The 24,814-nt window shown below is 61.6% G+C and carries 21 protein-coding genes and 3 tRNA genes; 17 read left to right on the top strand and 7 right to left on the bottom strand.

The genetic code is table 11. From position 1 onward, the window contains the following. The first annotated feature begins 109 nt into the window (after nt 1–109). The 8 genes from lepA (at nt 110) to nagZ (ending at nt 8,534) form a co-directional block, all read left to right on the top strand. Nucleotides 110–1,903, top strand: coding sequence for a translation elongation factor 4 (lepA, locus tag ACTJLB_RS20740; protein ID WP_020069394.1), 1,794 nt, complete (start codon nt 110–112; stop codon nt 1,901–1,903). A gap of 18 nt (nt 1,904–1,921) precedes the next feature. Next, complete coding sequence (gene lepB / locus ACTJLB_RS20735; RefSeq protein ID WP_204522241.1) at nt 1,922–2,815, top strand: signal peptidase I; 894 nt, start codon at nt 1,922–1,924, stop codon at nt 2,813–2,815. A gap of 187 nt (nt 2,816–3,002) precedes the next feature. Next, on the top strand, nt 3,003–4,358 hold the full coding sequence (gene rnc, locus ACTJLB_RS20730) for a ribonuclease III (protein WP_440784314.1): 1,356 nt from the start codon (nt 3,003–3,005) through the stop codon (nt 4,356–4,358). Nucleotides 4,359–4,410: 52 nt separating this feature from the next. Then, on the top strand, nt 4,411–5,310 hold the full coding sequence (era, locus tag ACTJLB_RS20725; RefSeq protein WP_027804855.1) for a GTPase Era: 900 nt from the start codon (nt 4,411–4,413) through the stop codon (nt 5,308–5,310). After that, nucleotides 5,297–6,214: a DNA repair protein RecO gene (gene recO / locus ACTJLB_RS20720; protein WP_310068182.1), complete on the top strand. Its 918-nt coding sequence runs from the start codon at nt 5,297–5,299 to the stop codon at nt 6,212–6,214. The genes era and recO overlap by 14 nt, the downstream gene beginning before the upstream one ends. Continuing rightward, a complete protein-coding gene (pdxJ, locus tag ACTJLB_RS20715) occupies nt 6,211–6,975 on the top strand; it encodes a pyridoxine 5'-phosphate synthase (RefSeq protein ID WP_020069399.1) in 765 nt (254 codons plus the stop codon). The genes recO and pdxJ overlap by 4 nt, the downstream gene beginning before the upstream one ends. A 20-nt stretch (nt 6,976–6,995) precedes the next feature. Beyond that, the gene (acpS, locus tag ACTJLB_RS20710) at nt 6,996–7,421 is read left to right on the top strand and encodes a holo-ACP synthase (RefSeq protein ID WP_020069400.1); all 426 of its coding nucleotides are present in this window, start codon (nt 6,996–6,998) and stop codon (nt 7,419–7,421) included. A gap of 84 nt (nt 7,422–7,505) precedes the next feature. Beyond that, complete coding sequence (gene nagZ / locus ACTJLB_RS20705; RefSeq protein ID WP_088173492.1) at nt 7,506–8,534, top strand: beta-N-acetylhexosaminidase; 1,029 nt, start codon at nt 7,506–7,508, stop codon at nt 8,532–8,534. Nucleotides 8,535–8,675: 141 nt separating this feature from the next. Here the strand turns inward: nagZ and ACTJLB_RS20700 are convergent, their stop codons facing one another. The 4 genes from ACTJLB_RS20700 to earP form a co-directional block, all read right to left on the bottom strand. Continuing rightward, complete coding sequence (locus ACTJLB_RS20700; protein WP_088173633.1) at nt 8,676–10,055, bottom strand: sigma-54-dependent transcriptional regulator; 1,380 nt, start codon at nt 10,053–10,055, stop codon at nt 8,676–8,678. A 369-nt stretch (nt 10,056–10,424) separates the two neighbouring features. Continuing rightward, nucleotides 10,425–10,631, bottom strand: a complete 207-nt coding sequence (locus tag ACTJLB_RS20695; RefSeq protein ID WP_020069403.1) for a CsbD family protein — start codon at nt 10,629–10,631, stop codon at nt 10,425–10,427. A 259-nt stretch (nt 10,632–10,890) separates the two neighbouring features. After that, nucleotides 10,891–11,448, bottom strand: coding sequence for an elongation factor P (gene efp / locus ACTJLB_RS20690; protein WP_020069404.1), 558 nt, complete (start codon nt 11,446–11,448; stop codon nt 10,891–10,893). Between the two features lie 460 nt (nt 11,449–11,908). Next, on the bottom strand, nt 11,909–13,171 hold the full coding sequence (earP, locus tag ACTJLB_RS20685; protein WP_440784313.1) for an elongation factor P maturation arginine rhamnosyltransferase EarP: 1,263 nt from the start codon (nt 13,169–13,171) through the stop codon (nt 11,909–11,911). 1,187 nt (nt 13,172–14,358) lie between these two features. Between earP and ltrA the strand changes: the two genes are divergently transcribed. From ltrA to ACTJLB_RS20640, 9 genes are all read left to right on the top strand, one after another. Beyond that, nucleotides 14,359–16,059: a group II intron reverse transcriptase/maturase gene (gene ltrA / locus ACTJLB_RS20680; protein WP_440784312.1), complete on the top strand. Its 1,701-nt coding sequence runs from the start codon at nt 14,359–14,361 to the stop codon at nt 16,057–16,059. A 209-nt stretch (nt 16,060–16,268) separates the two neighbouring features. Then, a complete protein-coding gene (uvrC, locus tag ACTJLB_RS20675; RefSeq protein WP_440784311.1) occupies nt 16,269–18,488 on the top strand; it encodes an excinuclease ABC subunit UvrC in 2,220 nt (739 codons plus the stop codon). Nucleotides 18,489–18,605: 117 nt separating this feature from the next. After that, on the top strand, nt 18,606–19,199 hold the full coding sequence (pgsA, locus tag ACTJLB_RS20670) for a CDP-diacylglycerol--glycerol-3-phosphate 3-phosphatidyltransferase (protein WP_310353069.1): 594 nt from the start codon (nt 18,606–18,608) through the stop codon (nt 19,197–19,199). 207 nt (nt 19,200–19,406) lie between these two features. Next, nucleotides 19,407–19,482 (top strand) — tRNA-Gly (locus ACTJLB_RS20665). 68 nt (nt 19,483–19,550) lie between these two features. Further along, nucleotides 19,551–19,626, top strand: a tRNA-Gly gene (locus ACTJLB_RS20660). Nucleotides 19,627–19,724: 98 nt separating this feature from the next. Further along, nucleotides 19,725–19,798 (top strand) — tRNA-Cys (locus ACTJLB_RS20655). 160 nt (nt 19,799–19,958) lie between these two features. Beyond that, nucleotides 19,959–20,717 carry a TraB/GumN family protein gene (locus ACTJLB_RS20650; protein WP_440784310.1) on the top strand — a complete coding sequence of 253 codons (759 nt, stop codon included), beginning with the start codon at nt 19,959–19,961 and terminating at the stop codon, nt 20,715–20,717. A gap of 132 nt (nt 20,718–20,849) precedes the next feature. Beyond that, nucleotides 20,850–21,830 (top strand): sensor domain-containing diguanylate cyclase, encoded by a 981-nt coding sequence (locus ACTJLB_RS20645; protein WP_440784309.1) that lies wholly within the window; start codon nt 20,850–20,852, stop codon nt 21,828–21,830. Between the two features lie 88 nt (nt 21,831–21,918). Next, nucleotides 21,919–22,431, top strand: coding sequence for a GNAT family N-acetyltransferase (locus tag ACTJLB_RS20640; RefSeq protein WP_440784308.1), 513 nt, complete (start codon nt 21,919–21,921; stop codon nt 22,429–22,431). Between the two features lie 77 nt (nt 22,432–22,508). Here the strand turns inward: ACTJLB_RS20640 and ACTJLB_RS20635 are convergent, their stop codons facing one another. Genes ACTJLB_RS20635 through ACTJLB_RS20625 form a run of 3 tightly spaced genes read right to left on the bottom strand, consistent with a single transcriptional unit; the run spans nt 22,509 to nt 24,469 of the window. Continuing rightward, the gene (locus tag ACTJLB_RS20635) at nt 22,509–23,405 is read right to left on the bottom strand and encodes a cytochrome c oxidase assembly protein (protein WP_440784307.1); all 897 of its coding nucleotides are present in this window, start codon (nt 23,403–23,405) and stop codon (nt 22,509–22,511) included. Between the two features lie 18 nt (nt 23,406–23,423). Then, nucleotides 23,424–23,897, bottom strand: a complete 474-nt coding sequence (locus ACTJLB_RS20630) for a copper chaperone PCu(A)C (RefSeq protein WP_440784306.1) — start codon at nt 23,895–23,897, stop codon at nt 23,424–23,426. Between the two features lie 8 nt (nt 23,898–23,905). Beyond that, complete coding sequence (locus tag ACTJLB_RS20625; RefSeq protein ID WP_088173500.1) at nt 23,906–24,469, bottom strand: SCO family protein; 564 nt, start codon at nt 24,467–24,469, stop codon at nt 23,906–23,908. Between the last annotated feature and the right edge of the window lie 345 nt (nt 24,470–24,814).

The raw sequence follows: 24,814 nt of genomic DNA, 5'->3' as shown, positions 1-24,814 counted from the left end.
GATCCGCCGGGCACCGGCCTTTTCGGCTAAAATAGATAAGTTTTTCACCTACTTACAAGGCGTGCTCCGCTATTGTCCGAGCGCGCCTTTTTTGCTTGATCGGCACTGAATGGATCATATTCGTAACTTCTCGATCATTGCGCACATCGACCATGGCAAGTCGACGCTTGCCGATCGCATCATCCAGATTTGCGGCGGTTTGTCCGACCGCGAGATGGAAGCTCAGGTGCTCGACTCGATGGACCTCGAGCGCGAGCGCGGCATCACTATCAAGGCACAGACTGCGGCCCTGACCTATCGCGCCCGCGACGGCAAGGTCTACAACCTGAACATGATCGACACGCCGGGGCACGTCGACTTCTCGTACGAAGTCAGCCGCTCGTTGTCCGCGTGCGAAGGCGCACTGCTGGTTGTCGACGCAAGCCAGGGCGTGGAGGCGCAAACAGTCGCCAACTGCTACACGGCAATCGAACTCGGCGTCGACGTCATTCCGGTGCTCAACAAGATCGATCTGCCGGCCGCGAATCCCGAGAACGCAATCGCGGAGATTGAAGACGTAATCGGTATTGACGCAACCGACGCCACGCATTGCAGCGCCAAGACGGGCCAGGGCGTGGAAGACGTGCTCGAAGCGTTGATCGCCAAAGTGCCGCCGCCAAAGGGCGATCCGGAAGCGCCGTTGCAGGCGCTGATCATCGACTCGTGGTTCGACAACTACGTCGGCGTCGTGATGCTCGTGCGTATCGTCAACGGCACACTGCGTCCAAAGGACAAAATCCGCATGATGGCGACCGGCGCGCAGTATCCGGTCGAACACATCGGCGTATTCACGCCGAAGTCCAAGAACCTCGAATCGTTGTCGGCGGGGCAGGTGGGTTTCATCATCGCCGGCATCAAGGAATTGGCCGCGGCGAAGGTGGGTGACACCGTCACGCTGGTGAACGCGCCTGCTGCCGAGCCGTTGCCGGGTTTCAAGGAAGTGAAGCCACAGGTGTTCGCCGGCCTCTATCCGGTCGAAGCGAACCAGTACGACGCGCTGCGCGACTCGCTTGAAAAGCTGAAACTGAACGACGCATCGCTGCAATACGAGCCCGAAGTTTCGCAGGCGCTCGGTTTCGGTTTCCGTTGTGGCTTCCTGGGTCTGCTGCACATGGAGATCGTGCAGGAACGTCTCGAACGCGAGTTCGACATGGACCTGATCACCACGGCGCCGACCGTCGTGTACGAAGTCCTGCAACGCGACGGCACAACCATCATGGTCGAAAATCCGGCCAAGATGCCGGAGCCCTCTAAGATCGAAGAAGTGCGCGAGCCGATCGTCACCGTGAACCTGTACATGCCGCAGGATTACGTCGGGTCGGTGATCACGCTGTGTACGCAAAAGCGCGGCAACCAGATCAACATGCAGTATCACGGCCGTCAGGTGCAGTTGACCTACGAGATCCCGATGGGCGAGGTCGTGCTGGATTTCTTCGATCGGCTGAAATCGATCTCGCGTGGTTACGCGTCGATGGATTACGAATTCAAGGAATATCGCGCGTCCGACGTCGTGAAGGTCGACATGCTGATCAACGGCGACAAGGTGGACGCGCTGTCGGTCATCGTGCACCGTTCGCAGAGCCAGTACCGGGGCCGCGAAGTCGCGGCGAAAATGCGCGAACTGATTCCGCGCCAGATGTACGACGTTGCGATCCAGGCCACGATTGGCTCGAACATCATCGCGCGGGAAAACATTAAAGCATTGCGTAAGAACGTGCTGGCAAAATGCTACGGCGGCGATATTTCACGTAAGAAAAAGCTGCTGGAAAAGCAGAAGGCAGGCAAGAAGCGAATGAAGCAAGTGGGGTCCGTCGAGATTCCGCAAGAGGCTTTCCTCGCCATCCTGCGTGTCGAAGACAAATAAGACGAACAACGGAACCCTATGAATTTTGCGCTGATTCTTTTTGTGCTCGTCGTTTTGACGGGCGTCGCATGGGTCGCAGACAAACTGGTGTTCATGCCGCAAAGGCGGCGCGCGGCGGAAGCCGCGGTCGCTGAGTTCGACCGTCAGCAGGCACGTATCGGTGAGCGTTTCGCCGACGAAAACGCCGCGCAGACGCGCGCGCGTCTGCGTGACGACAAGCTGCGCCAACCGTGGTGGCTCGAATATTCCGCGAGCTTTTTCCCGGTGATTCTGGTGGTTTTCGTGGTGCGCTCGTTTGTTGTCGAGCCGTTCAAGATTCCGTCCGGCTCAATGGTGCCGACGCTGCTGGTCGGCGACTTCATCCTCGTGAATAAATTCGATTACGGTATCCGTCTACCGATCGTCAATACGAAAATCACAGAGGGCCGGCCGCTTCAGCGCGGCGACGTGGTGGTGTTCCGCTACCCGAAAGACGAGTCGGTCGACTATATCAAGCGCGTGATCGGCTTGCCGGGCGACACGGTTGCATATCAGGACAAGCAGCTCACGATCAACGGCAAACCAGTGCCTGAAACGCCGCTGCCCGACTATCTTGACGAGGAGCGTCTTGGCTACGCGAAACAGTTCGAGGAAAATCTCGACGGCCGCAAGAACGCAATTTTGAACAATCCTGCGGTGCCGCCGTTTATCGTCGGCGCAGAAGATTATCCGTATCGCGACAACTGCACATACAACGCGCGCGGCGTGATTTGCAAAGTGCCGCCGGGCAATTACTTCATGATGGGCGATAACCGCGACAACAGCGCCGACAGCCGTTATTGGGGTTTTGCGCCGGACAAGAATATTGTCGGCCGCGCGTTTTTCATCTGGATGAACTTCAGCAATCTCAAGCGCATCGGCTTGTTCCAGTAAGTTTTGCGCCGACTGCATGACGCGCTGCGAACGTGATCGCTTATCGAAGATCAGCGATCACGTGAACGACCCTGCGGGCGCCCGCGCGTTATCGCTACATAAAGTCCTCTAACGTCGCTTCACCACGCTTTTCCCGTCGGGCCGGCCGCGTTTTCGCCCGGCCCGACGCCCGCGTTATACTCTGCCCATGCCCTCATCTCCGTTGGAAAGCCGTCTGCGCTACGAATTTCGCAATGCGGAATTGCTGCGCCAGGCTTTAACACACCGCAGTCACAGTTCCACGCACAACGAACGGCTCGAATTTTTAGGCGATTCCGTTCTGAATTGCGCGGTGGCTGCGCTTTTGTTCCAACGTTTCGGGAAGCTGGACGAAGGCGACCTGTCTCGCGTTCGCGCTAATCTGGTCAAACAGCAATCGCTTTACGAAATCGCTCAGGCCCTGAATATCTCCGAAGGACTTCGGCTCGGGGAGGGCGAACTGCGCAGTGGCGGCTTCCGTAGGCCGTCAATCCTTGCTGACACGCTCGAAGCGGTGCTGGGTGCAGTGTTCCTCGACGGCGGTTTCGAAGCCGCCCAAACGGTCATTAAGCGGCTCTACGTGCCGATCCTCGATCACATCGACCCGCGTACGCTCGGCAAAGATGCGAAAACGCTCTTGCAGGAGTATCTGCAAGGTCACAAGATCGCGTTGCCCACATACACCGTCGTGGCTACCCATGGTGCAGCGCACAATCAGCAATTCGAAGTTGAGTGTACGGTGCCGAAGCTGGACGTGAAGGTCTCTGGCTCGGGCGCCAGCCGGCGCGCGGCTGAGCAGGCCGCGGCCAAAAAAGCGCTCGACGAGGTCCTCGCCGCCGCGCCTGCAGTCGTCGGCAAGTCGAAGCGCTCAAAAAGCGCCCGCGCCGCGAAAAACGTCGAGCTTGAGATCGTTCCCGGCGTGACTGGCGTTCAGACCGCGCTTGACCTGCGCAGCCCGGATCGTAAGAGCGAGCGTGGCGCGGCGAGAGGAGAACCGCGGGTAACGTCCGGAACAGAGCCCGCAGCGGAGCGCAGCGCGTTGGCGACTGCGGTTGCGGCTGCGCCGCTGGCGGTGATTCGTGCGGCGCACGTCGAGTACAGCGCCCCGGAAAGAGTCGAACGCGCTGATAAGGGCGAGCGGCTGGAGAAAGCCGATAGGGCGGAAAAATTCGAGAAATCGGACCGAACCGTAGCGCAGTCTGGCGAAAAATCGGCGGAAAGATCAGCAGGGGACAAGCCGGCGGACAAACTGGACGCGAAGTCGGCCGAGGCCAAGCCAGCAGAGTCAAAAACTGCCGACCCGAAAGCCGCCAACGCCTCGTCCGCCGACCCGAAGCCCGCCGACCCGAAGCCCACCGAACCAAAAGCAGAGTCCGCCGCCGTCCGCAACGTAGACAAACCGCCCCGCACTCGCGAGCCGGCGTCCGACGCCGTATCGCCCGTGACGAACACTGCGGCCCCCACCGAAAACGAACCCGGCGTAGCCGACGCGGTACAAACGCGCGTCGCCGACGCGGGCCATTGATTGCCCCGGTGCGCCACCCGAGCGCGTCGATCCGAACCTGCCGTAGCCCAATATGAACGCTCCCACTCCCACTGGTTTCCGCTGCGGCATGGTCGCGATCGTCGGTCGCCCTAACGTTGGCAAATCCACGCTGATGAACGCGCTGGTCGGCCAGAAAGTCAGCATCACGTCGCGCAAGGCGCAGACTACGCGCCATCGCATCACCGGCATCCATACGCTCGAAGACGTCCAATACATTTTCGTCGACACGCCCGGTTTTCAGACCAAGCACAGCGGCGCGCTGAACCGTTCGCTGAACCGCGCGGTGACGTCTACGCTGACTTCCGTCGATGCGATCCTCTTCGTGATCGAAGCCGGCCGTTTCGGCCCGGACGACCAGAAAGTGCTCGACCTGATTCCGCCTTCCGTACCCACGTTGCTGATCGCAAACAAGCTCGACCGTGTGTCGGATAAAGACTCGCTGTTTCCGTTCATGCAGCAGGTGAGCGCGCTGCGCCAGTTCAGCGAGATCGTGCCGCTGTCGGCCAAGAACCCGGACGACATCAAGCGCCTGATGGCCACCGTCAAGCCGTATCTGCCGGAAGGCGCACCGATTTACGGGGAAGACGATCTCACCGATCGCAGCGAGCGCTTTCTCGCGGCCGAGATTCTGCGCGAGAAAGTTTTCCGTTGGACCGGCGACGAACTGCCGTACACGAGCACCGTGCTGATCGACAAGTTCGAAACGGAAGGACGCCTGCGCCGCATCTTCGCGACGATCCTCGTCGAGCGCGACACGCACAAGGCCATGATCATCGGCCAGAAGGGTGCGAAGCTGAAGCAGATCAGCACCGAGGCGCGCCTCGACATGGAGAAGCTGTTCGACGGACCCATCTATCTGGAAACCTTCATCAAGGTGAAGAGCGGTTGGGCCGACAACGAAGCAGGACTTCGTGCGTATGGGTACGAATGACGCGTGGGTCACGCTGAATTCCGACACGGATCCGGACGACTCGGGGCCGGGCGCGCCGTCACGCGAGCCGTCAAAACCGGCTCGCGCCAGCCGCAAATCTTCCACTAAAAGCACCTCCGACACCGGCCCCGATGACGCGCCTCGCAAGGCGCCGGCTCGCCGGTCCTCGCGCGGTTCCGCATCGGCTTCCGAATACCGGATCGCCGAGCAACCCGCCTTCGTTCTGCATAGTTATCCGTATCGTGAGACGAGTCTGATCATCGACGTGCTGTCGCGCGATCACGGTCGCCTCGCGCTCGTCGCCAAGGGCGCGAAGCGTCCGCACTCCGCGTTGCGCGGCGTGCTGCAGACGTTCCAGCCACTCGCGCTGTCGTGGTCCGGCAGAGGCGAGGTGCGCACACTGACCGGCGCCGAGTGGGTGGGCGGCATGCTGCCTTTGACAGGCGACGCGCTGCTGTGTGGCTTCTACGTGAACGAACTCCTCGTGAAGTTTTGCGCGCGCGAAGATCCGCATCCGCAACTGTTCCATCACTATGTCGTCACCATGACGCGTCTCGCGCACGACGAGCCGCCGGTCCAGGTGTTACGTTCGTTCGAGCGCGTGTTGCTGCGCGAAACCGGTTACGCGATGGCGCTCGATCGCACCGTCGCGCGCAAAGCGGTGGAAGCCGGCAGCCGCTATGTGTTCGATCCGGAGCGCGGCGTGCGCGAAGCATCCGACGATCTGCCGTCGCAGTGGCCGGTGATTGCAGGTCAAACCTTGCTCGATATGGAAAAGGACGATTACCATCGGGCGCAGACGGTGGCGCAAAGCAAAACGCTGATGCGCTTTCTGCTCAACACTTATCTTGGCGGCACGCCGCTCGCGACGCGCCAGATCCTGATCGACTTGCAGAACTTATGAGCTTCTTTCTAACGTCGCCGAATGTGATTGATCTCGGCGTGAACATCGATCACGTCGCCACGCTGCGCAACGCGCGCGGCACTTCGTACCCCGACCCGATCCGCGCCGCGCTGATGGCCGAGGAAGCCGGTGCCGACGTCATCACGTTGCATCTGCGCGAAGATCGCCGCCATATCGTCGACGCCGATGTGCGCGCGCTGCGCCCGCTGCTCAAGACGCGGATGAACCTCGAATGCGCGGTCACGCAGGAGATGCTCGACATCGCCTGCGAAGTCAAACCGCATGACGTTTGCCTCGTGCCGGAAAAGCGCCAGGAATTGACGACAGAAGGCGGTCTGGACGTCGCCGGTCAGTTCGAGGCCGTGCGCGCCGCGTGCAGGCAACTGGCCGACGCGAACTCACGCGTGTCGCTCTTCATCGATCCGGACGAGACGCAGATCCGTGCAGCGCACGAAGCCGGCGCACCTGTAATCGAGCTGCACACCGGACGTTATGCCGAGGCGCACGATCCAGCCGAACAACAGCGCGAATTCGAGCGCGTGGTTCGCGCGGTCGAATTCGGCGCGACGCTCGGTATCAAGGTGAACGCAGGCCACGGCCTCCACTACACGAATGTCCAGCAGATCGCGGCGATCGACGGCATCGTCGAGCTGAATATCGGTCACGCGATCGTCGCCCATGCGATTTTCGCGGGCTGGGACAACGCGGTGCGCGAGATGAAGGCGATCATGGTCGCCGCCCGTCTCGGCGCACGTGCGTAACGCGTAACGGGCCGGCCCCTATGGCGATCTACGGTATTGGTACAGACATCGTTCAGGTGAGTCGCGTGGCCGCGGTCATGACCCGCACCAACGGCCGCTTTGCCGAGAAGGTACTCGGCCCGGACGAACTGCGTGTCTACCACGCGCGCAACGCCCGTTCTGCCGCGCGCGGGCTCGCATTCCTCGCCACGAGATTCTCGGCGAAGGAGGCGTTTTCGAAGGCGATCGGTCTCGGCATGCACTGGCCCATGACATGGCGCGCGTTGCAAACGCTCAATAAGCCGAGCGGCGAACCGATGGTGGTCGCGTCCGGGGAGTTAGCCGAATGGCTCGAGGCGCGCGGCATCACGGCGCGCGTCACGATCACCGACGAGCGCGATTACGCCGTGTCGTTCGTGATTGCCGAAAGTGCGCAAGCGCAAGAGGCGAACGGCTCCGACTCTTAAGCTGCGGCTAACCAGAAATAATTGTGAACGCGGCCCATGCGGTCGCGTATCTCCTTGCTTCACGCAATCTTCAAGCGAAAATCAATGAAAACCAATCCCGGACCGGTGATGCTCGACGTCGTCGGCAAGACGCTGAACGACGACGACAAGCGCCGTCTCGCCCATCCGATGACCGGTGGCGTGATTCTGTTCGCGCGCCACTACGAGAGCCGGGCGCAGCTGATTGCGCTGACCGACTCGATTCGCGCGATTCGCGAGGACTTGCTGATCGCGGTCGATCACGAAGGCGGACGTGTGCAGCGCTTTCGAACCGACGGGTTCACCGTGCTTCCCGCAATGGGCAAGCTCGGCGCGCTGTGGGACAGCGACGTTATGCATGCCACCAAGGTCACGACCGCAGTCGGCTATATCCTCGCTTCGGAATTGCGCGCCTGCGGCATCGACATGAGCTTTACGCCGGTGCTCGATCTCAACTACGGCCAGTCGCAGGTAATCGGCGATCGCGCATTTCATAGCGACCCGCGCGTCGTGGCGATGCTGGCGAAAAACCTCAACCACGGTCTTGCGCTCGCGGGCATGAGCAACTGCGGCAAGCACTTTCCGGGGCATGGTTTCGCGCACGCGGATTCGCACGTCGCGATGCCCGTCGACGAACGCTCGCTCGACGAGATTCTGCGCGACGACGTAGCGCCATATGACTGGCTTGGGCTGTCGCTCGGCTCGGTCATTCCGGCGCACGTCGTCTATCCGCAGGTGGACTCCAGGCCGGCGGGTTTTTCACGCATCTGGCTGCAGGACATCCTGCGCGGCAAGCTGCGCTTCGAAGGCGCTATTTTTAGCGACGACCTCTCAATGGAAGCCGCGCGCCAGGGCGGCACGCTCACCGAAGGCGCGACTGCCGCGCTGCAGGCCGGTTGCGACATGGTGCTGATCTGCAATCAGCCGGAAAAGGCCGAACAGGTGCTCGACGAATTGCGCTTTACGCCATCGAAGGAATCGCAGCAGCGGCTCAAGCGCATGCGCCCGCGCGACAAGGCGCTGAAGTGGAGCAAGCTGGTGGCGGAGCCGCGATATCTGCAAGCCCAGGCTTTGCTGCGCAGCGTGTTCGCCTGAGCGACGCGCGAAGACAGTAGATAGACCAACGGCGCCTCGCTTGAGGCGCCGTTATTCATTGGTCATCTGCGCGCGTGCATGTCATGTGCGCCGCCCCGATCCGCTTTGCGAGTGGTTCGACTTGCAAAGCGAAGCGGGCGGTCAGTTCAGCCGCATCCGTTGCAGTTTGTTGTACAGCGTCTTCGGGCTGATGCCCAGCAGCGACGCCGCCCGATGGCGTGTACCGCCTACCGCGTCGAGCGTCGCGCGAATCAGCATTTCTTCCACATCGGCGAGCGGGGTGCCGACCGTAACCTGAACGCGGCTGCCATTCAGATCGCGACCGTTGACGGAGCCCGCTTCGTCGGCGCGCAACGACTCCAGCACGTCGCCCGACGCGTGGTACGCGCGCCGCACGCGGTCCTGCAACTCGCGCACGTTGCCCGGCCATTCGTATGTCAGGCATTCGCGCAGGAAGTTGGGCCCGATCTGCTTGGCGACGTCGGATACGCCGCGCGCGGCGGCGTCGTGATTCAGGTCGTCGACAATCGCCTGCGCGATCAGCGCAGGATCTTCGTCGCGCTCGCGCAACGGCGGCAGCGTCACCGCTGCGGCTTCGAGACGCAGCGCGAGGTCCTCGTGGAGGCTGCCGTCCGCGACCGCAGCGCGCGGCGGCTTGCGCGTCGACGCGATCAACCGGAAATCGGTCACGACCTGACTAGTGCCGCCGACCCGCATGAAGGTCTGCGAATCCAGCGCGCGGAGCAGTGCTTCTTGCTGCGCGCGCGGCAACTCCGCGATCTCGTCGATGAAAAGCGTCCCGCCGCTCGCCTGCTCGAAGAGGCCCGGCTCGCGCTGATCGGCGCCGCTAAACGCGCCGCGTTCGTGGCCGAACAGCACGCTGTCCAGCGAACGCAGTTGCGAACTGGCCGCGCTGCGGCAATCGAGCGTGACGAACGGGCCTTTGCGGCGCCGGCTCATATCGTGCATCGTCTGCGCGGCCACCTGCTTGCCGGTCCCGGCTTCGCCCGAAATCAGGACTGCCGCTTCGGTCGGCGCGATATGTTCGATCGTGTCGTACACGTGCTGCATCGCGGCGCTGCGACCCAGTACCGAGCCAAAGCGCCCAAGCTGGCGCAACGATGCGCGCAGCGTCTGCACTTCTTCAGTCAACTCATACGGACGCGGAATTCTCGCCAGCAGACTGCGCAGGCGCGGAATGTTGACCGGCTTCAGCAGATAGTCCCAGATGCCGTGCCGCAAGCCTTCGATCGCGCTTTCCACGGTCGCATTGCCGGTCATGACGATCACGGGCAGTGCGCCGCCTGGCGGATGCGCGGGCAGATGCTGCAACAGATCGAGCCCGCTGCCGTCCGGGAGATTCAGGTCGACCAGAACAACGTCGGGGATGAAGCGCGTCAGCGCGGCGCGCGCTTCGGCGATGGTCGTCGCGGTGTCGACGGAAAAACCATCCGCGGCAAGAATCGCGGATAGGCCCGACAGGCTATTGGGGTCGTCTTCAACAATCAGAGCGTGTGGCATGGCGAGCGCAACTTTATAAATGGATGAAATAGCCGCTTTTTCTGCGCCTGAACCGCAGCGCGGCGAAGCGGGCACGATGGCTGGCCGGTACTGTCGGTCGGATGCGTCGCCACGCAAGTCAGCATCAGCCGGGCGGCGCGCAAGCGGCCTCCCGGTCGGCATGACCGCGATACCCGGCATTCATGACGCCGGGCGAAGCGGGCGGCGAGTCGACTCACGTAGTTCTGGTCCTTTTCTGTATCTGAGCGGGCGATTCGCCGCGCGCTGGTTAGCGCTGCGGACCGCCTGGTTCTATTCGCCGGCATCCTGCGGTCACTATGCAACGCTGCAAGGGCGCCGACGCTTACTTCGCGTCTGCTGTTTTTGCTGTCAGATATCCCGATTGCTGTCGAAGAAGCGGCGTACTTCGCGCTCCGCGTCCTCGCGCGTTTTGCCATAGCGTTCCTGGATCAGGCCCGCGAGACGGTCTGCGCGACCTTCGGCCTTGGTGAGTTCGTCGTCGGTCAGTTCGCCCCACGCAGCCTTTGCCTTGCCGACCAGTTGCTTCCACTTGCCTTCTGCGATGTCGTTATTCATCTCGCATCTCCGGAGTCGAGAGGTATTGGGTATGGGGTCTCTAGCATGAGCTATGCCAACGCGCTTTGACTTGGCATATCAAGGGCTTAGATTGGCCCACACGGCAACATCGAACGCTGCAACCGGAAATTTGGACAAAATTGCCGGTAAAGTTTTCCTCAACGATACTCGGCGGCACAAAAAAGAAAAAGCGCCCAATTGGGCGCTTTTCATTTTTGCCAGCGCGTTGTGTCGCGCTGGCGGGGCAGCTTGCCGGCGGTTATGCGCGGCTACGATACTCGTGCGTACGCGTGTCGATTTCGATCTTGTCGCCGATGTTGCAGAACAGCGGCACTTGCAGTTCGAAACCGGTGTTCAGCTTGGCATTCTTCAGCACCTTGCCCGACGACGTGTCACCCTTGACAGCCGGTTCCGTGTAGATGATTTCGCGGACCAGCGTGGTCGGCAGTTCGACGGAGATGGCTTTCTCGTTGTAGAACACGACTTCGCAAGTCATGCCGTCTTCGAGGTAGTTCATCGCGTCGCCCATCATTTCGGCTTCGACTTCATACTGGTTGTAGTCGGCGTCCATGAACACGTACATCGGGTCGGCGAAGTACGAGTACGTCACTTCCTTGCGCTCGAGCACGACGACGTCGAACTTGTCGTCTGCCTTGTACACGCTTTCCATGCCTGCGCCGGTCAGCAGGTTCTTGAACTTCATCTTGACGACGGCGGAGTTGCGGCCCGATTTGTTGTATTCGGCCTTTTGCACGACCATTGCGTCTGCGCCGATCATCACGACGTTGCCGGTGCGGAGTTCCTGTGCGGTCTTCATAAAACTGTCCTGTACGAAATAAGTAGCTTCAACTTGTGCTCAACGGCATACGGCGCAAGCGGCTTCGACGTTTCCTGCGCTTTGCGCCGCGCCGCGATGAGACGGCCCGGCGAGAAGCGGTGCATGAAGCGCGGTTGACTTGCTGCGAGGGTTCCAGTGGCGTAGCCGATGCGACGCGTTCCGCAATTCCCGCAAATCCGTTACCTGCTTTTTACCCGATGCGGGCGTGTACACGAGTGGCGCCGGTCTGCAGCGTGTTTCCTGAAGTGCGCTTTACTCCGCCGTTTCTCCACCGATTACATGCGGCTTGCGTGAAGCATCGCATTTGCATCTTTCGATGCCGGGGGAACCGGCTAAAAGTCGGAGACTAAAAGCCAACTGAAGCCAACCGAGGCCAACTGAATCCAGGATTTTTGCTGCGATCGGGCCGCGCTTGCGTCGTCGGCCGTTGGATAACCGCTTATTTTAACTGACTTTTTGTGAACAAGGCCAGATTTCCGGCGAGGTCGCCGACTCGCGCGAGTTCACCGGCCCATTCGACCGCGCGTCGCTGCAGCGCCGGGTAGTGGTCGCGCAGCGCTGCCCAGTCCGGCTTGCCGACGCCATTCCAGGCGTGCCAGAAGCGCGCGAGCGCGGCGCGGGCATCGACGGGAAGCGTGCGGCCGTAGTGTTCAAGCGCGGCGTCGAGCTTCGGCAGATGCGCGTCGTCCGCTTGCGGGTAAATGTGCCAGACGAAGGGCCTGGCGGCCCACTGCGCGCGCACAAACGAATCTTCGCCCCGCACGAAATTGATGTCGCTTGCCCACAGCAGCGCGTCGTAGCCGGGTTGTTCGGTGAACGCGAGGCCATGTGCGCTCAATCCGCCGCGCTCCGCATGGGCGCCAGCGCTGAACGACTGCATTCCGAAAAAGCGCGCGACCGCGCCGGAGATGCGGCCCTCGGGCACAAGCAGCACCACAGGTTCGACGCTATCGCGCCATTGCTCGAGCAGGTTGTCGACTGCCGGGTTCTCATAGGCGAAGAGCGAGACGACAGTCGCCCCGACAGGCGGCGCGCGTCCCACGGCTCGCAGCCACCACGCTTCTCGTGCCGCAGGCGACGCCTCGAACGCCGCGCGTACGGCATCCAGATTCCGCTCCTTCAGCACGCCGCCCGTGCCCGGCCCGAGACCGGGAAAGAAGAACGTCTTGACGAGCGGATAGCGCGGATGCGGTGACGGCCGCAGGTGGAAGTCCGAGACCCAGTCCTCGGCGCTCAGATATTCGAGGTTGATCCACACAGGCGGGCACTTGCGCTGCGCCATCGCAGCCACGTAAATGGGCGGCAGTTCGCAGGCGAACGCCTCGATCACCACGTCGGCCACTTCGAGCGTGTCGCCGGCGTGCGTCGGCGCGTGCCAGTGTTCGACGACGATCCCGTCGATGGTCTGCCGTGCACGATCGAGCGCGAGCGACGGACACAGTTTCTGGAACGCATGCAGATCGTCGACGAAGACTCGCACTTGCCACCCGTGCTCGCTCGCAAGCTGACGCGCGAGGCGCCAGCACACGCCGATATCGCCGAAATTGTCGATCACCGCGCAGAAAATATCGCACGCGATCGCTGCGGACGGTTCGCGAGGCGCAGCGGCGCTTGGATCGGCAGCTGCGTCGGCAGCTGCGTCGGCAGCCGCGTCGACGGCTGGGTCGGCGGTTGGGTCGGATGGCGGCGCGGTGGAGGGCATCGGCGGGCTCGGGCGGACGCGGAATGTTCTAAACTGGCGATTCTAGTGCGACACGCACGCTCGTGTCCGGGTAGCCCCAACGTAAGGGGCATCGACTAGCGGCAAAGGAGGCGTCTGTATGAGCCTAACCAGTCGCGAAGATATCACGCGGAGCATCGGGAAGGGGCGCGAGTCCCTCGACGCAACTGCTCGGAAGTGGGGTATCTCTTGTAGCGAAGCGAGAGCCGGTAGAGGTTTGCCGGGTCTCGTCCATACGAGTCTCGGTGAAGCACATCCTCCGAGAGCTCGCATTGCATTGACCTGATTACCGTCAGGTCCCGCCCAGTCAGCGGCTTCATCTCCGCCGACTGGGCGGAGTGATGTATGCAATTCCTGCGCCGTCATCGGCAACGGATTCGCGAACCGATACGAGCGAAAAGCTCGGCGTGTCATTGTTTGGCCTCGTCAGTTGCACGGCGAGGATAGTGAACCTGCTGTACGACCAGCAGTAGCCTAGGAAGACATGCGTCACTGGCAACGGTGGGGTGTGAAGCTCTTCTGACAATGTAGCCCCCGGATGTTTCGGGCAGGCCATTCCCGTGAGGGATTGGTCTGGACACTCCTAGCAGCAATGGGGTCGAGGAGCTAGGCTGGCTGATAGGGTTAACGTATGTGAACTGCTGATAAACCTCGTTACCAGTGAGGAGCCAAAGCTGCTTGAACATCGGGCTCTAACCAAAAAGGTACGTGGCTGGTTAGCCCACTTAGAATTTGGGCTACGTCGTTGTCAAGCCACCGGGGGATAGGCGGAACCTACGTCAGTCGTGTGACACGCCGGGAACGTGGTAAGCCTGTATGGTTGCCAGCCGTCGTTTGGCTGGCAGGCGAACCGCAAGGGACGCTGTTGATTGTGCAGGTATGGGAGGACGGAAAAAGCGAATGTCGGGCTGTAATGGCCCGGATAGGAGTTGAGACATTACTCCACGCGAAAGCGGGCAGACTTCCGTCTGGTCTACCGTCGCAGGGCGGCTGACTACCCTCTGTAACTTGGTTAGGTGCGAACGCATGCGCTCGTACTGAGGTGTTTGTCCGAGATGGGGGCGCATGCGCTCCTATTGAGGTGTCTGTTGTTCCCCAGAGGGGTGTGTCTGCCCCTCTGGGGGAGATGCGCCTTCTACCTGGGGACTTTTTCCAAGTAGGAGAGCAGCATGAAAGTATCTGGTCGAGAGACCGGGTCTGCGCTTTCCCATGCGCCAGACAACTGGAACGCTGTCGATTGGCGTCGGGTTGAACGGAACGTGAGAGGGATGCAGATTCGAATTGCGAAGGCGACGCGGGAAAGTGACTGGCGCAGGGTGAAAGCTCTGCAACGGATGCTGACTCGCACGTTGTCTGCGAAGCTGTATGCGGTACGACGTGTTACGCAAAACCAGGGTGCGCGAACGGCGGGAGTCGATCGCGAACTGTGGGACTCGCCTGAAAGCCGGTGGGAGGCCATCGGTGGGTTGAAGCGGCGCGGGTACAAGCCTCTGCCATTACGGAGAGTCTTTATCCCCAAGGCCAATGGAAAGGAGCGCCCGCTGGGCATCCCGACCATGCGGGACAGGGCGATGCAAGCTCTGTATCTGCTGGCGTTGGAGCCGGTGTCGGAATCGACGAGCGACCCGAACTCTTATGGGTTCAGGATAAACCGTTCGACGGCTGATGCTATGGGTCAGGTACGTGCTTGCACGTCCCGGAAGGATTCGTCCCGATGGGTACTGGAAGCGGATATCAAAGGCTGCTTTGACCACATCAACCACGACTGGCTGGAAAACCATGTCCCCATGGACAGGGAAATTCTCCGGAAGTGGTTGAAGGCTGGCCTGATTTACAAGGGTCAGCTACAGGCGACTGAGGCCGGTACGCCGCAGGGAGGGATCATCTCCCCGACACTGGCGAATGTGACGCTGAACGGGCTGGAGCGTGAACTGGTTGCGCACCTCGGTGCGAAATTCGGGATCGTCAAGGCTAAGAAGTTGAAGGTCAATGTGGTGCGATACGCGGATGACTTCGTGATTACCGGCGACTCGCGAGAGATACTGGAAAGCGTGGTCAGGCCTTGGGTGGAAGCGTTCCTCGCTGTTCGAGGCTTGCAACTGTCTGAGGTAAAAACGCGCGTCACTCACATTGATGACGGCTTCGATTTCCTTGGGTGGAATTTCCGAAAATACTCGGGAAAACTGCTCATCAAACCGAGCAAGAAGAACGCGCAAGCGTTCTATCGCAAGGTGGCGGAAACGATCAGCGGCAACAAGACGGCAAAGCAGGGGGATCTAATCCAACTGCTGAACCCGATGTTGCGCGGATGGGCGCAGTATCACCGTCCGGTCTCAGCCAAGCAGACGTACAGCCGCTTGGAGCATCTGATTTTTCGGAAGCTCTGGCGGTGGTCGAAGCGGAGGCACCCGCAAAAGAGCGCTGTGTGGGTGAAGCAGAAGTACTTTCACTCTATCGGTGCCCGGCACTGGGTGTTTGCGGTTCGTACGGAACGCGAAGACGGCAGTTGGGGGCTGAATGAGCTATACCAGCTTAGTGGTATGGCTATCAAACGGCACACGAGGATCAAGGGCGAGTTCAACCCTTTTGATCCGACATGGGAGCAATATGGCGAAACCTTGCGGCAGGGGCGCATGTGGGAACAAATGCGCTACCGAAAGCAGTGGGCGACGCTGTATATGTCACAAGGCGGGCTATGCGCGCATTGTGGCTGTGCGCTAACGGACGAAACGGGCTGGCACGACCATCATCTGGAATATCGGATGCATGGTGGTACCGACGCTCTGTCCAACCGGGTGCTGCTCCACCCGCACTGCCACCAGCAAGTGCACGCTGGTAAGCTGGTTGTAACTAAGCCGGTTCTGTCGTAGACAGAACTTTGTTTGTAGATTTGAGCCGTATGCGGGGAAACTCGCACGTACGGTTCTCGGGGGGCCCGGCTTTCGCAAGAAAGTCGGGCTACCCGACAAGCACCCGTTCGATCTCCTCGCGCCGGACTTCTTTGAGCGCGAAACCGATGCGGCCATACGAGGCCAGACGGGGCGACCGCCCGCGAGACAGTTCCATCAGCCGATCCTGCATGACCGAACCCGAAGCAAACATCGCTTTCGAGCCGAAAAAAGTGCTCGCCCAGTTGCCGCATCTGCCTGGCGTCTACCGCTATTACGACACGCACGGCGCGGTGCTGTACGTCGGCAAGGCGCGCGATCTCAAGAAGCGCGTTTCGAGTTACTTCACGAAGACGCAGCTGTCACCGCGCATCGCGATGATGGTGACGCGCATCGCGCGCATCGAGACGACCGTGACGCGCTCCGAGGCAGAAGCGCTGTTGCTGGAAAACAATCTCATCAAGGCGCTCGCGCCGCGTTACAACATTCTGTTTCGGGACGACAAGTCGTATCCGTACCTGAAGCTGACCGGCCACAAGTTTCCGCGCATGGCCTATTACCGCGGCTCGGTGGATCGCAAGAACCAGTACTTTGGTCCGTTTCCGAGCGCGTGGGCGGTGCGCGAGAGCATTCAGATCCTGCAGCGCGTATTCCAGTTGCGCACGTGCGAAGACTCCGTGTTCAACAATCGCACGCGGCCGTGCCTGCTGCATCAGATCGGCCGTTGCACGGCGCCTTGCGTTGGCAACATCGGCGAAGAGGACTATGCGCGCGACGTCGCGAATGCGTCGCGCTTTCTGCTCGGCCGCCAGGGCGAAGTGATGAAGGAACTCGAGCAGAAGATGCATGCGTTCGCGAGCGAGCTGAAGTTCGAGCAGGCTGCGGCCGTGCGCAATCAGATGAGTTCGCTGTCGACGGTGCTGCATCAGCAGGCCATTGAGGTGGGTAGCGATAGCGATGTCGATATTCTCGCGGTGGTCGCTCTGGGCGGGCGCGTCTGCGTGAATCTCGCGATGGTGCGCGGCGGCCGGCACCTCGGCGACAAGGCGTATTTCCCCGCGCACGTTGAAAGTGCGTTGACGGCGGAAGAGGGTGGTCTCGAAGAGGACGGCGACGACGACGTGTTGGTCGACGTCGCGTCGGATGCAGGTTCGGTTTCTGCGGAAAACGCGCTCGGCGATATAGGCGGCGACAAACTATCGTCGGACACCGCGGACGCGCTTGCAATCGCACAGGAAATGCCGCCGGAAGATGACGACGACCTCGCGGACGACGCAAGTGACGCGGGCGACGCAGCCGCGCTGGATGCCAGCCCCGATTCCAGTTCTGAACCGGTGAAACCGCGCAAGAACAGCGCGTCGGGCAGCATCGAATCGGAAGTGCTCGAGGCGTTCATCGCGCAGCATTATCTCGGCAATCGCGTGCCGCCCGTGCTGGTGGTCAGCCACGCGCCGGCCACGCGAGAACTCGTCGACGTGCTGATCGAGCAGGCCGGCCACAAGGTCACCGTGCTGCGTCAGCCGCAAGGGCAACGGCGCGCGTGGCTCGCGATGGCCGAGCAGAACGCGCGGCTCGCGCTCGCCCGACTGTTGTCCGAGCAAGGCTCGCAACAGGCACGCACCCGCGCGCTTACCGACACGCTCGGCATGGAGTGCGACGACCTCGCGCACGTGCGCATTGAATGTTTCGACATCAGCCACACCATGGGCGAGGCGACGCAGGCGTCGTGCGTCGTGTACCACCATCACAAGATGCAGTCATCGGAATATCGCCGCTACAACATTACCGGCATCACGCCCGGCGACGACTACGCGGCGATGCGCCAGGTGCTCACGCGCCGCTACGAGAAAATGGTCGCGCAGGCCGCTGCGAATGCCGCCGACGAGGCCGTCGATCTGCAAAGCGATGCGGCGGTAGACCCGTCGCTCGCGCCCGAGGCCGCTGAACCGGTCGCGTCGGGAGGTATCTTGCCGACCATCGTGTTGATCGACGGCGGCAAGGGGCAGGTGGAAATCGCGCGGCAGGTGTTCACCGAGCTTGGGCTCGATACCGGCATGCTGGTCGGTGTCGCGAAAGGCGAGGGGCGCAAGGTCGGCCTCGAAACCCTGATTTTCGCGGACGGCCGCACGCCGCTCGAACTCGGCAAGGAAAGTGCCGCGTTGATGCTGGTCGCGCAGATCCGCGACGAGGCGCACCGTTTTGCGATCACCGGCATGCGCGCGAAACGCGGCAAGACGCGTCAGACGTCGCGGCTCGAGGAACTCGAGGGCGTGGGGGCGAAACGGCGTCAGCGGCTGCTGGCGCGCTTCGGCGGACTGCGCGGCGTGGTCGCGGCCAGCGTCGAAGATCTTGCGAGCGTCGAAGGAATTTCCCAGGCGCTCGCCGAGCAGATATACCGGCAATTGCACTGAATCGCGGTGCGGCGGTCGCGCAAGCGGTGCGCGCGTCGCTCCCGGCGCCGCTTTGCTTGTGGCACGCACTGCGACACGGCACAATTGCATCTCTCCCGTCAGACGCTGCGCCTGCCCATGCCGTTCAATTTCCCGATTTTCCTGACCTGGCTGCGGATTGTTCTGATTCCGCTGGTCGTCGGCGTGTTTTATTTGCCCGACATGATGATGAGTCCCCCGCACCGTAATCTCGCGGCGGCAACGATCTTCGTGCTCGCTGCGCTGACCGACTGGTTCGACGGCTACCTGGCCCGCAAATGGAATCAGACGTCGGCGTTCGGCGCGTTTCTCGATCCGGTCGCGGACAAACTGATGGTGACCGCCGCCTTGCTGGTGCTCGTGCAACTCGCGCGAATCGATTCCGCGATTGCTCTCGTGATCGTTGGACGCGAGATCGCGATCTCGGCGCTGCGCGAGTGGATGGCGCAGATCGGCGCGTCGAAGAGCGTCGCCGTGAATTCGCTTGGTAAATTCAAGACCGTTTGCCAGATGGTGGCTATTCCGATGCTGCTGTTCAACGGTCCGTTGTCCTTCGGCGGCGGCGTGGCGATCGACACACGAACGTGGGGCTTGTGGCTCATCTATCTCGCGGCATTCCTGACGATCTGGTCCATGCTGTATTACATGAAGCTCGCATGGCCGCAAATTCGCGAGCGCAGCGGGGCTGCCTGAGCGCCGTGCGCGCTCGCATTGAACGCGATTCGCGGGAACGTCATGAGTGAAATCTGTTCAGTTAAAGAGATTGGCAAAAGGGGTTGACACGTTTCGGTCGTTTCTCCATAATCTCGTTTCTCCGATGCACGCAGTTCGAAACGTCGGTTGCAGTAGAAGGAAGAAAGGCGCAGTAGGCCTTTTTAAGCAGCACAAAAGCAGCAATACGCGGGAGTAGCTCAGTTGGTAGAGCGCAACCTTGCCAAGGTTGAGGTCGCGAGTTCGAGCCTCGTCTCCCGCTCCAGATTTTTGAAGCAGCGCGTTGGTCAGTAATGTAGTTGAGAAGTGCAAGGCGTTGCGAAGCAGTGCAATGCGGGAGTAGCTCAGTTGGTAGAGCGCAACCTTGCCAAGGTTGAGGTCGCGAGTTCGAGCCTCGTCTCCCGCTCCATACATCAGGGGAAGCAAGGCTTCCCTTTTTGTTTGGTGGACTGATGGTTGTCCACGAGACAAATCAGCGAATCTGCAGCTAGATTCCAATCCGCTTGCGGCGCGATAGCAAAGCGGTTATGCAGCGGCCTGCAAAGCCGTTTAGGCCGGTTCGACTCCGGCTCGCGCCTCCAGTAGTTGAAGTGCAGAAAAGCCCCGCCATGTCGGGGCTTTTCTTTTTTTCCGCGTCCGCAATCCAGTGCGGGCTCGTGCATATCGACGTGCTGCGGACGTGCTGCGCCGCGCGGACGATATGGCGCACAATGCACGTTTGTTCCTTGTCACACAACGTGCATGTACCTACACATCACCGGCACGAATGTGCGCCTCCTTGGCTCCATGCATCTCTTTCCCGCGTCGAGCCGCAGAACGCCGCCGTGGATCGAGCAAGCATATGACTGGGCCGAGGCGCTCGTTTTCGAATCCGACGCGCCGACCATTCTTCCTTTTCTCAAAGCCAATCCGCTGCGTGGCGCGCAAAGCCTCGCGTCTTTCCTTTCCGCCGACACCTGGACTCGTCTGCAAGCGGCCTGGCCCGCTGACGGCCCGCTCACGCCGCTCGCCGATCTGCGTCCGTGGGCCGCGCTGATCATTGCGCCTACGTTGTTTCAGCAGCTCGTCGAGGGCGTCGAGCCGCGCATGCTGCGCTGGGCGACAGGCGAGGGCAAAGCCTATGAGTTCCTGGAGACAGCGCAGGAAGTCGCCGGCGCGCTCGAATCGATTCCGCTCGATGCAGTCGCCGCGGCACTCGAGTTGCTCATGGCCGACCTCAGCGAGCCGCAGCGCACGGTCGAGCGCATGCATGAAGCGTGGCTCGACGGAGATCTGTCAGCCGTGTACCGCATTGCCGTCGAGTCACCCATGTTCAATCTGCCCGACATCCGACGCACGATTCTGGACGGGCGCAATCACATGTGGGCCGCGCGCATAAACGAGTTGCTCGCCCGGCCTGAGCGAACTCTGGTCGTAGTCGGCGCGCTTCATCTATGCGGACCGGGCAACCTCGTCGAACGTCTCGCACGATCCGTCGAACCGGTGTTTGCCGGCGAGTAGCTAGGGCGCTATGGGGAACTTGTGCGCACGCGTAAAATCGCAGATCGAGAAGCCTCGAATCGCTCAAAAGATTACTCAGGAATCACCAGATCACTACTCGCTGTTCCACGCGATGGTTTCAGAGGACACCCCATGCATCTGCCACCCATTCCCGGCAATGAAAGCACGCGTCTGGAGACGTTACGCGCGCTGAATATTCTCGATACTTCGCCCGAAGAGCGTTTCGACCGCCTGACGCGACTCGCGAAGCGTCTGTTCGGTGTGCCGATCGCGCTGGTAAGCCTCGTGGATGCAGACCGGCAATGGTTCAAGTCGTGCGTGGGCCTGTCGGCGAGCGAGACGTCGCGCGACGTCTCGTTCTGCGCGCATGCAATCGTGTCGGACGAGATACTCACGGTGCCCGACACGCTGGCCGACGAGCGCTTCCACGACAATCCGCTCGTGACCGAAGCGCCCAATATCCGCTTCTATGCCGGCTGTCCGCTGACGGTGCCCAACGGCAGCAAGCTGGGCACGCTGTGTCTGATCGACGTCAAGCCGCGCGAACTCGACGATGAAGAGCGCGAACTGCTGCGCGATCTCGCGCGCATGGCCGAACAGGAACTGGCGGCCGTGCAGCTCGCCACGCTGGACGACCTCACGCTGCTGTCCAACCGGCGTGGCTTCTCCGCGCTCGCCCAGCATGCGCTCAATGTCTGCAAGCGCCTGAACAAGCCGGCGTCGCTGCTGTTTTTCGACCTCAACGATTTCAAGCAAATCAACGACACGTTCGGTCACGCCGAGGGCGATCGTGCGCTGAAGACTTTTGCCGACATACTGCGCACCGCGCTGCGCGAAAGCGACGTGATCGGGCGGCTCGGCGGCGACGAGTTCGTCGCGTTGCTCAGCGACGCGGACGAAGCCGCCACCCGCGAGGTGACGGAGCGTCTTACGCACTTGCTCGACGAGCGCAATGCGCAGGATCAGCGCGGCTATCGGATTCGCTTTAGCGTGGGGCAAATTCAGTACGACGCCGGGCGGCACGGTTCCATCGCAGAATTGCTCACCGCGGCCGACGCCGCGATGTACAGCCATAAGCAGGCGTCGAAGGTGCGCGCCGCGAGAGGCGCGTAAGCGGTTGATTATTCCGGTGCCGCGACGCGCGGCATCATTGTGCATTCGCCGCCGTCGGTGACGGCGCGCTTCATTCCAAAAGCCTGTCATGACCGAACCGCAACACACCGCTGCCGCGAGGCTCGCGCAACTCGAATGGCGCTGGAAGGCGTTCGATGAACTCACGAGCGCCGAGGTCTACGCGATGCTCGCCGCGCGCAGCGCTGTCTTCGTGATCGAGCAGAACTGCCTGTATGGCGATATCGACGGTCTCGATCTCGACGCATGGCATCTGCTCGCGTTCGGCGCAACGGACGATGCAACCACGGGCGCCGCGCGACCGCCGCTCGCCGGCTATTTGCGCGTGCTCCTACCCGACGCCGACGACGGCGATATTCGGATCGGCCGGGTACTGACTACCGCGAAATTCCGCGGCATCGGTCTCGGCAATGCGATGCTCGACCGCGCGATAGCGCATATCCGCACGCAGTGGCCTGGCACGCCGATCCGCTTGCACGCGCAGGCACATCTGCAAGGCTTCTACGGCGCTTTTGGGTTTGCGCCAGTGTCCGAGATTCACGAAGAGGACGGCATTCCCCACGTGTGGATGCGTTCGGCCTGAGCGTGCATGGGCGTGCCTGGGTGATCCGGGGCATCTGCCCGAGGCGGGCGAGGCGTTAGCGGGGTATCGGCGAGACGTCAGCGGTGAGAGCCGACAGTCGATGAAGCCGTGTTCGCGACATCGGCTTGCGTGGGGCTTGCCGGCCTCGCACGCCGTTCGCCGCGCACGCGTCCGCGTGCGGAGAGGCGCATCCAGTGACGCAACGCGACGAGCGCGCCGATCACGCTCATCATCGAACCTGGAATCCACAGAAGCAGACCGCCGATCTGTTGATCGCGCATCGGGCTCAGCCAGGTGAACGCGCGCCCGCAGATCGAATAGATCGGATACAGCTCTCGCGGCGAAAAAAAGATGAACGCGCCGAGGATGATCTGCGGCGGAATCGCGGCGATCACCACCAGCACGCGCTTGCCAGGCGACAGGCGCGCCGGCGGCGCGGGACGCGGGTCGAGCACGAGCCACCAGAACAGCAGGCCGTCGACCACCATGCTCCAGTTCATCACGCGATAGAGCCGCCAGTCGAGCATCGCGACAAAATGGACCGGCGACATCAGCCAGAAGTAAATTAGGCCGACGAACAATGTCACCGCGACGACCGGATGCATGACGACGTCGAGCAGCTTTCGTACGAACGGCAGCGCGAGCGCGGGCCGCACGAAGCGCTGCCGCCAGCGGAACGGAATGCCAGCGCGCAATGCCGCGCCCGGATACGACAGCGCGATAAAGAATGGCCCGAGATGATGCAGCACGAGGTGCTGCGCGCGATGCATGAAAAACTCGTGCTCGAAGAAATAATCGAGCCGCGTGTGCAACGCGACGTATAACGCCACCAGCCCGAACCAGAAGGAAACGCGGCGCGCAACCGACACCTTTGCCTTGCTCGCGCCGCGCACGAACAGGATTGCGGGCAGCAGCAGAGCGATGACGACCGTCGGTGAAAATTCCCAGGGATCGAGCCAGTAGAGCAGGTTCATTGCCGCGGGTTGCCGTGCTTACTTTGTCTGCGCGGGCGACTTCACCGCGAACGGTGTGTCGAGCTTTGCGCCGTCCGAAAACTTCAGCATCAGATGTACCGTGTCGCCCGGCGCGATCTTGTGCTTCGCGCCTTCGAGCATCACGTGATAGCCGCCCGGTGCGATTGCAACCTGCCCGTGCGCGGGAACCGTCAGCTTGTCGACCATCACCATCTTCTGCGACGAACCGTTCGAGACTGTCTGATGCAGCATCGCGTCGCCGTAGTCGGTGCTCGAAATATCGACGAGGTCCACGGGCTTGTCGCCTGAATTCACGAGCGTCACATACCCGGCGGCCGGCAGGTTGTTCGGCAGCCAGCGGACCCAGGCATTCTGTGCGGTGATCGGCTGCGCGCCGGCGGCGTGGGCAGTCGCCGCGAAAGCAAACGAAAGGGCAAAGGCGCCGGCGACGGCGGAGAGCGTACGCATTCTGGACGTTGGGATCTGTGTCATGGATTGAGTCAGGAGCGTTGATCGACGATGCGGCGCAAGTCCTGCGCGATCGCATCGGGAGTGTCGTGGTCGGTGGCGAGCAGGCGTGCGCGGCCTTGCGCGTCGAACACGTAGACGGCGGAACTATGAGTGACTTCGTAATTGCCGTTCGGGTCGCGCTTTTCCATCTGATACGCAACCCTGTAGCGCTTGGCGAGCGATTCGATCTGCCAGTCGCTGCCCGTCAGTCCTTCGGCATGCTTCGAATCGAACGCCCCGACGTAATCGTGCAGAGCTTGCGGCGTGTCGCGCGCCGGATCGACGGTGATGAACAGGATGCGCACCTTCTGCGCGTCGGGGCCGAGCTTTTCCAGCACCTGCATCAGCCGTCCCATGGTTTCGGGACAGACGTCCGGGCAATGCGTGTAGCCGAAATAGACGAGCGAGGCGCGCCCCTTGAACGAATCGCCGCTGACCGGACGCCCGTCGTCGCCTGTCAGCGTGAAGTCGAGGTCGGGCAAATGGCCCGCCACGTTGGTCAAATGCCACGGCTCCGCGCGACTTGTGCAGCCGGCAAGCGCGATCATGGCCATGAGCGCGCCGGCTGTGATCGCCGAGCGGAACCGGCGCGCGCGGCTCTCGCGAGGCCGAGACCCCGGGTGCGCTTGCAAGCGTTGCAGTGAGATGTTCGGGAACAAAGCAGGTATCAATGACTCGATTGAAGAGCGGGGCATTGCGCACGCTTTCGCGTGCGCGCGCTCAAACTTGTGCCGGCGAGCGGTTCGCGATAGTGGACGAAAATCGTCGTAACGCCAAAGTCCCATTTGGCTGCGACTGTATCGCAAAATGACGGAAGGCGTCGCTCATGGCCCACGGGCAGAGCGTTTGCGAGGCAATATGACGCACATGGCTGAAAGCCCGTTGAAGTCCGATCGTTT

It is taken from the genome of Paraburkholderia sp. 22098, from assembly GCF_052045935.1.
Taxonomy (GTDB): Bacteria; Pseudomonadota; Gammaproteobacteria; order Burkholderiales; family Burkholderiaceae; genus Paraburkholderia; species Paraburkholderia caledonica.
The sequence above is the reverse complement of the archived record's forward strand: the minus strand, read 5'-3'. Positions and strand labels throughout refer to the sequence as shown.

Excerpts from the sequence above, each read along its gene's own strand:
- lepA (WP_020069394.1), top strand. The coding sequence starts at position 110 with ATGGATCATATTCGTAACTTCTCGATCATTGCGCACATCGACCATGGC.
- lepB (WP_204522241.1), top strand. The coding sequence starts at position 1,922 with ATGAATTTTGCGCTGATTCTTTTTGTGCTCGTCGTTTTGACGGGCGTC.
- rnc (WP_440784314.1), top strand. The coding sequence starts at position 3,003 with ATGCCCTCATCTCCGTTGGAAAGCCGTCTGCGCTACGAATTTCGCAAT.
- era (WP_027804855.1), top strand. The coding sequence starts at position 4,411 with ATGAACGCTCCCACTCCCACTGGTTTCCGCTGCGGCATGGTCGCGATC.
- recO (WP_310068182.1), top strand. The coding sequence starts at position 5,297 with ATGGGTACGAATGACGCGTGGGTCACGCTGAATTCCGACACGGATCCG.
- pdxJ (WP_020069399.1), top strand. The coding sequence starts at position 6,211 with ATGAGCTTCTTTCTAACGTCGCCGAATGTGATTGATCTCGGCGTGAAC.
- acpS (WP_020069400.1), top strand. The coding sequence starts at position 6,996 with ATGGCGATCTACGGTATTGGTACAGACATCGTTCAGGTGAGTCGCGTG.
- nagZ (WP_088173492.1), top strand. The coding sequence starts at position 7,506 with ATGAAAACCAATCCCGGACCGGTGATGCTCGACGTCGTCGGCAAGACG.
- ACTJLB_RS20700 (WP_088173633.1), bottom strand. The coding sequence starts at position 10,055 with ATGCCACACGCTCTGATTGTTGAAGACGACCCCAATAGCCTGTCGGGC.
- ACTJLB_RS20695 (WP_020069403.1), bottom strand. The coding sequence starts at position 10,631 with ATGAATAACGACATCGCAGAAGGCAAGTGGAAGCAACTGGTCGGCAAG.
- efp (WP_020069404.1), bottom strand. The coding sequence starts at position 11,448 with ATGAAGACCGCACAGGAACTCCGCACCGGCAACGTCGTGATGATCGGC.
- earP (WP_440784313.1), bottom strand. The coding sequence starts at position 13,171 with ATGCCCTCCACCGCGCCGCCATCCGACCCAACCGCCGACCCAGCCGTC.
- ltrA (WP_440784312.1), top strand. The coding sequence starts at position 14,359 with ATGAAAGTATCTGGTCGAGAGACCGGGTCTGCGCTTTCCCATGCGCCA.
- uvrC (WP_440784311.1), top strand. The coding sequence starts at position 16,269 with ATGACCGAACCCGAAGCAAACATCGCTTTCGAGCCGAAAAAAGTGCTC.
- pgsA (WP_310353069.1), top strand. The coding sequence starts at position 18,606 with ATGCCGTTCAATTTCCCGATTTTCCTGACCTGGCTGCGGATTGTTCTG.
- ACTJLB_RS20650 (WP_440784310.1), top strand. The coding sequence starts at position 19,959 with ATGTACCTACACATCACCGGCACGAATGTGCGCCTCCTTGGCTCCATG.
- ACTJLB_RS20645 (WP_440784309.1), top strand. The coding sequence starts at position 20,850 with ATGCATCTGCCACCCATTCCCGGCAATGAAAGCACGCGTCTGGAGACG.
- ACTJLB_RS20640 (WP_440784308.1), top strand. The coding sequence starts at position 21,919 with ATGACCGAACCGCAACACACCGCTGCCGCGAGGCTCGCGCAACTCGAA.
- ACTJLB_RS20635 (WP_440784307.1), bottom strand. The coding sequence starts at position 23,405 with ATGAACCTGCTCTACTGGCTCGATCCCTGGGAATTTTCACCGACGGTC.
- ACTJLB_RS20630 (WP_440784306.1), bottom strand. The coding sequence starts at position 23,897 with ATGACACAGATCCCAACGTCCAGAATGCGTACGCTCTCCGCCGTCGCC.
- ACTJLB_RS20625 (WP_088173500.1), bottom strand. The coding sequence starts at position 24,469 with ATGGCCATGATCGCGCTTGCCGGCTGCACAAGTCGCGCGGAGCCGTGG.